Annotated in this window: 7 protein-coding genes; all 7 read right to left on the reverse strand. The window is 53.8% G+C overall.

What is annotated here, in order from left to right:
* The coding region (locus tag E1189_RS03210) for a hypothetical protein (protein ID WP_155158606.1) at positions 1-184 on the reverse strand (184 nt) is incomplete at its 3' end.
* Between the two features lie 80 nt (positions 185-264).
* Positions 265-1,476, reverse strand: coding sequence for a phage major capsid protein (locus tag E1189_RS03215; RefSeq protein ID WP_155158607.1), 1,212 nt, complete (start codon positions 1,474-1,476; stop codon positions 265-267).
* Positions 1,477-1,502: 26 nt separating this feature from the next.
* Positions 1,503-2,099, reverse strand: a complete 597-nt coding sequence (locus tag E1189_RS03220; RefSeq protein ID WP_329601880.1) for an HK97 family phage prohead protease — start codon at positions 2,097-2,099, stop codon at positions 1,503-1,505.
* The gene (locus E1189_RS03225; protein WP_155158609.1) at positions 2,092-3,318 is read right to left on the reverse strand and encodes a phage portal protein; all 1,227 of its coding nucleotides are present in this window, start codon (positions 3,316-3,318) and stop codon (positions 2,092-2,094) included. The genes E1189_RS03220 and E1189_RS03225 overlap by 8 nt, the downstream gene beginning before the upstream one ends.
* The gene (locus E1189_RS23405) at positions 3,318-3,467 is read right to left on the reverse strand and encodes a hypothetical protein (RefSeq protein ID WP_196221132.1); all 150 of its coding nucleotides are present in this window, start codon (positions 3,465-3,467) and stop codon (positions 3,318-3,320) included. The genes E1189_RS03225 and E1189_RS23405 overlap by 1 nt, the downstream gene beginning before the upstream one ends.
* Entirely contained in the window at positions 3,464-5,170 is a 1,707-nt protein-coding gene (locus E1189_RS03230; protein WP_155158610.1) for a terminase large subunit, read from the reverse strand. The genes E1189_RS23405 and E1189_RS03230 overlap by 4 nt, the downstream gene beginning before the upstream one ends.
* Positions 5,170-5,556, reverse strand: a complete 387-nt coding sequence (locus tag E1189_RS03235) for a phage terminase small subunit P27 family (RefSeq protein ID WP_329601881.1) — start codon at positions 5,554-5,556, stop codon at positions 5,170-5,172. The genes E1189_RS03230 and E1189_RS03235 overlap by 1 nt, the downstream gene beginning before the upstream one ends.
* Positions 5,557-5,703 lie beyond the last annotated feature (147 nt).

The following is a 5,703-nucleotide window of genomic DNA, read 5'->3' on the forward strand; positions in this document are numbered from 1 at the left end:
CTGGCTCTGGCTCTGGCTCTGGCTCTGGCTTAACAGGGTGTTGTGGTTCTTCAGCTCCTGCAAGAGCGCCGATTTTTTCTGCATAAGCCACTACATCAGGATGCAGCTCCTCATGCTCTCCCGCTTCAAAGGTTTCTACCTCAAAGCCGTTAATGGAGTATTTAAATGATTTGGTCAGTTTCACTGGTTTGCCATCCTTGCCGGGGAATGAAAAAGGGGGAGTAGTTGCTCCCCCTTTCCTGCGTGCCAAGGTTTACCTTGCGGTTACGCCTTGAGCTTCAGGCCCTTGATGGCTTCCGCGTCTTCCAGCAGGCAGTCGAAACGATGGAAACCGATGAAACCGGTCTGGTCATACTCGGCATAACGCTCAACCAGACGCTTAATGAACATGCCCGCAACACGGCGCACAATGAAGGCATTGAAATCACCGAAGTAGGCGAACTGAGCGTTAGCAGCCGCCTCTGCCACGGCCTGATCAACCTGGTACGCATGACCAAGGAATGTGGCCGGAGCATCGCTGGACAATCCGGGCACCCAGAGTGGGCGGCCGTTGGTGTCCACCAGCTCAGAGGCTTCCTGCAGGGTGGAGTCATTGAACAACCAGCGGCAGGTGCTGTTGCGGTAGGCCGGATCAACACTGTGTTTCAGTGCGTTGAAATCCTGCCATACCATGGTTGCACCGGCTGTGGTGGTGAACCCGGTTACTGAAGTAGCCAACCCTTTAGGCTGTACCGGTGTGCCAGCACCCGAGCCATTCACCAGGTACTTGGCTTCACCTCGACCAAGGCGCATAGCCAGACGATTTACCAGCAGAGATTCGATAGAAACACCAGAATCCTGCAGCAGCTCGTTAGACAGGCGGATAACTTTTGAAGACAGTTTTTTCGCTCCAAGGGATTCCATTCCAAAATTAACATCGCCTTCACCTGCCGCTGTATTTTCACCCAGAAGCTCGCCTTCTTCTGCGGTTCCATCTGTGGTTGCCCACTCCATTGAGCGACCGTCAGATGTGGTGATCACGTTGGCGATATTGGCCAGACCGCCATACGCCTTCATGCGCTCAATAACGCGGCTCTGAAACTCAACGGGTACGGTGAATCCACCCTTTGAATCCGGGTCTGTACCCTGCGCCCGCATTTCACGGATAACAGAACGCAGCTCTGGATCCATTTCGCCGAGACCTTCACGAATAAAGGCTTCAAAGGCTTTTGCCTGACGTTTCTCAGCGGTTTCTTCCTGACCACCGTTGCGACGTTCTTCGTGGTCGTCTTCGTGGTTATCCACAAAGCGCTGATCCAGATCACGCAGCTCCTCTTCGCGCTTGATCTGATCTTCCAGACCATCAAGGTCCTTCTTCATGGTGGACCATTTGCCACGCTGCTCTTCACTCCAGGTATCTTCGCCGATATCAGAGTGAAGCTTGCGCATCTCATCAGCCAGAGTCTTACGCTTCTGGCGCAGTTCATGCAGTGTCATAGGGTTTTCCTTTTGACGGGGTTGAATCAGGCGCCAATCAGATCGAGCAAGCGCTCTCTGGCCTGACGTTGAGAAATGGCTTGTTTAAGGACGCCCTGTTCACGGGCTTCCTGCCAAGCTTTGAGTGACCGGGTGGCGGCTCCGGCATCTGTGTAAGCCGGATAAGTCACCGGGCTGACATCAAACAGGCGCTGCATTTTGTGGATGGTGCGAACAATGACGCCGTCCTCATCCTCCTCCCACTCTTCTCCATTGCGGGCAACACGGAAGGCAAAAGATGACTGGCTAATGTCGCCACGCTTCATGGGCTCCAGCACCAGATCACGAATGGTCTGGGTGTTGGGAGCATCGATCAGGTAACGCAGGCCTTTATCGTCTGTGCTTAACTCCAGAGTTCCCGCCGAAGAGCGGCCCAGCACAAAATTAGGATCGTGATTAAACAGAGCACGCACATCATCATCCAGCACGCTATCGAAAGCGCCCGGCATGATAATTTCTCTGAAACCGCCAAGATTTTCGCTGCGACTGTTAAAAACAGCGCCATAGCCATCAATCTTTGGGGTGTCTCCATCCATAGCCGCCCGCAGCTCGCAGGCGAACGTCCTTTTTTCAATATCACTCACTGGGGTTCTCCTGCTGATTGCCAATCTGGGAGGCGGGTACGGCATTCACGGAAATCAAAAGCTCGCTCAGACCATCACGGGGGTTGAGGTCTTCCAGGGCACGAACTTCGTTGCGATCCATCCAGCCATCGGTAATGGCTTTGTTGTAAAACTCGGCACGATCTTTGGCGGTACCGCGAAGCAGGCCCGCAAGGTTGAACTTGACGTAGTAACCGGCCCGGCGCTCAGCGGCTGTGAACAGTTTGCGGTTGAGCTCCTGCTCCCACTTCACCACCCACGGCATCATGGTGTGGCGTACAAACTGAATAGCCTGCTCGCTGATATTGCTGAATGTGGCTTTGTCCAGATCGTTAATCATGTGAGCTGGCACGTTAAAGATTCCGGCCACTTCTGAACGGGTCATTTTGCGGGAATCAATAAACTGGGCCTCTTCAGGCGGGATAGTCATTGCCTGATAGTTCAGCTCTGATGGGAGAAGAATTTCCCCCCCTGTATCTCGAAAGGTGTTTTTGGCGGCTTTCCATGCTGATTTCAAAAGCCCCCAGGCTTCTTTGTTAAGAGCACCTTTGGGTGTCACAAGCCCTGTGGCTCGCCCACCACTTTCAAAGAACTTGGAGCCATAACGCTGCGCCGCCAAACCAAGGCCGATGGTTTCCGCATGCTGACGGATAGGGCTTTTCCCCATGCGCCAGTCAATACCGGCCACACCAAGCGCCCGGATATGAATCATGTCTTCTGGCTGAACGGCTTCGTAGCCAAAATCTTCATCGTACGTTGAGTAAACGTACCGGTTGCCGTTTTTCAGCAGTGAAGTCGCCCAGGGAAAAGATGGGTACAGCTCTGCAAGCTCGCCCTTTTTATTTCTGCGAATCTTGGTGAAAGCATTTCCCCAGCCACTGACGTGGGATTGTTCACCTTCCCGCCAGTCGTAACTTGTTTGCCAGCTGTTTGGAGAGTGGCTGAGCAGATCGTAAGCGGCGTGATCGGTGGCCACTTCGATCTTGTTGCCCTGCTTGCGCATCACATTGAGAGGCAACTGAGCAAGCGAACTGGAGAGCACATAGATACAGCTATAAACCGCTGCATGCTTCATGGCTTCCTTTTCACTGACGTGGATACCGGAGTTGCTCTGGATGTAGTCCAGCAACTCAACATCAGACATGGAGTTGGCTGGATTCTCCAGCGGATCACCCCGTTTTTCATAGACAGATTCGAGCATCAGGCGTTCCGGCTGGCTAACAGGGCAAATCCAAGCACCAAAGAACCACTCAGCATCAGTGAAACAGGCAGGCCGTACTGCAGATAAACGCCTCCTGTCAGTGCTGCAAAACCGGCAACACCGAGGCAATCAATGATGATTTGTTTCATGTGAGGTCGTTTGGGTCGTAATCTGCGAGAGGGTTGTATTCAGTTTCATTTAACATGGCGCGACCAACGGCCTGAATCAGTGCCACTGCGCCGTCTATCTTGCTGTCGGGTGCTTCTTTAATTGGCCGGACAATGTCATCCGATCCGGCGAGGTATTTCCCCACCACGTTGCCGATACACCATGTCATGACCGGGTTGCCGTCGTGGTGGAAACGGCCGGAAGCGATAGCGGCTTCCAGCTCCTTCATCCCGTCTGACAGACCGGTGAAGTTTTGTTTGATAATCACAGGCTCCATGCCTTCATCGGCCAGCTGGTGAGCCAGTGCAGTTGCCCCGTGTGGATCAATCGGGCATTCACGAACAGAGCCGCAACGGTTGTACAGCATGGCTTCTGCCAACACGTCGCGGTAATCAATTTCAGCGCCATCGGTGGCCACTAAGTGTCCGGAATTGGCAAACTGCTGGTATCTCTCGGCAAGACGGCGGTTGTCGTTATCAAACACCGTCTCTTCTGGCACGAAGAAGCGTGGCGCAACGCTGTAGTAGTGCCTTTGTCCGTCGATGTCCCGGGTGAACAGCGGAACCATGGCTGTGAGGTCAAGCCGTGCCGCCATATCGAACGACAGGTGCCGGTCGTGGCCTTCAAACTGTTCGAGGGTAAGGGTTGTGTCTTCCCGTGCCTTCCATTGTTCCAGGTTAAAGAACGCCGTTCGGGCTGAAACCCAGATGTTGAGATGCTTGGTTTTGAACCGGTTGGTGAAGCGGGGGTTGTTAATGGCCCGTTGCTGCTGAGAAATAAGGTAATCCCGGTAAACAGACACGCCCATATTGGGGTTGGCTTTTTCCAGAACGCTCTGTTTTGTCCAGTCGTCGCCTTCATCAACAGTGAAAATCACTCCAAACAGTTCGTCGTTGCCGCCGCTTTCCAGCATTTCAATCACTTCGCGACGCTTGTCGTAGCAGGGGCCGTCGATGTTGAAACCGGCTGTTGTGATAATCCACATAAGCGGCTGGCGGCGAGCGCCCATGCCAGTGAGCATGGTGGTGTACAGTGCGTCAGAGTCGTGTTCGTGGTACTCGTCCACAATCGAACAACTCGGTGACGCACCATCACCAGGATTACCAATCACCGGCTCAAAGCGGGCATCATCCGCAGGCCGGTTCAGATTCTTGGCGTTCACCTCTATGCCGAAGTGCGCCTGCAGATCGGGGGACTTCTTCACCATCAGGCGGGCTGGGCGGAACACCTCCCATGCCTGCTTCTCTGATGTGGCACCGGAATACACTTCCGCGCCAAATTCGTTGTCAGCGGCAAACATGTACACGCCGACACCGGCAGAGATAGCACTCTTGCCGTTCTTGCGGGGTATCTCCGTGTACACCTCACGAAAACGACGCAGACCGCCTTTCTTGTGCTGCCAGCCAAACGCCACGGCCACGATAAACAACTGCCATGGCTCCAGCGTGATCAGCATACGCTTGAATGCCCACTCCCCTTTGGTGTGGGGCATCTGCTGAATGAATTTACAGGCTCGTTCCGCTGCTGTGCGGTTGAACCGGTATTTGAAACCTTTGTCTTTTTCCTGCTGCAGGTCGTCAAGATGACGCTGACAGGCCTGTTTCACATAACGGCAACCGGGCACTTTTCCGGCAACAACGTCTCTGGCGTATTTGTTGGCCTTGTTTACAAACTGGTTTGCCATCAGTAATCCGAGAAACGGTTATTGCTTTCAGGTTTGTTGCCACCGATCAGCCTTTGACGGCTGCCGGGATCCAGACCGAGCATTGCGCCGAAGGTTGCCATCTGGCGTGCGGCTTCGTTCAGAGCGGTCAGTGCTGGGTTCTTTTTTACCTGTCCAAGCTGATCAGTCATGGTGACGCCGTTAGTTGTCACGTGAAACTGTGCTTCTCGCCAGTTGGCGTAGCTGCTGCAGAACACTTCCAGATTGTGAACATCGGTAATTGTCAGAACACGCTCGCGGCACAGTTCAGGGCAGACGGTTTCCCACATGGCCACGGCCATTTCATCCATCCATTGTGGCGGCTCGATATTAGTGAGCTGTGAGAACTGGGGTTCGTCCGGCTTCACATGCTTGGACCCGCTCAGCTTCTTCTTGCTGTTGGGTTTCGGCTTGCGGCCTCGGCCTGGTCTGACTGCATTTCCTGACATGGGCTGAATTTTTTAATTTTGTCCGCATAAAAAAAAGACGGGGGCGGCGGTCAGTTAGGGAAAGGC

Source organism: Parendozoicomonas verongulae, from assembly GCF_009711465.1.
Classification (GTDB): Bacteria; Pseudomonadota; Gammaproteobacteria; order Pseudomonadales; family Endozoicomonadaceae; genus Sansalvadorimonas; species Sansalvadorimonas verongulae.

Bases quoted from the DNA above. Each gene is read 5' to 3' on its own strand.
- E1189_RS03215 (WP_155158607.1), bottom strand. From the start codon at position 1,476: ATGACACTGCATGAACTGCGCCAGAAGCGTAAGACTCTGGCTGATGAG.
- E1189_RS03225 (WP_155158609.1), bottom strand. From the start codon at position 3,318: ATGCTCGAATCTGTCTATGAAAAACGGGGTGATCCGCTGGAGAATCCA.
- E1189_RS23405 (WP_196221132.1), bottom strand. From the start codon at position 3,467: ATGAAACAAATCATCATTGATTGCCTCGGTGTTGCCGGTTTTGCAGCA.
- E1189_RS03230 (WP_155158610.1), bottom strand. From the start codon at position 5,170: ATGGCAAACCAGTTTGTAAACAAGGCCAACAAATACGCCAGAGACGTT.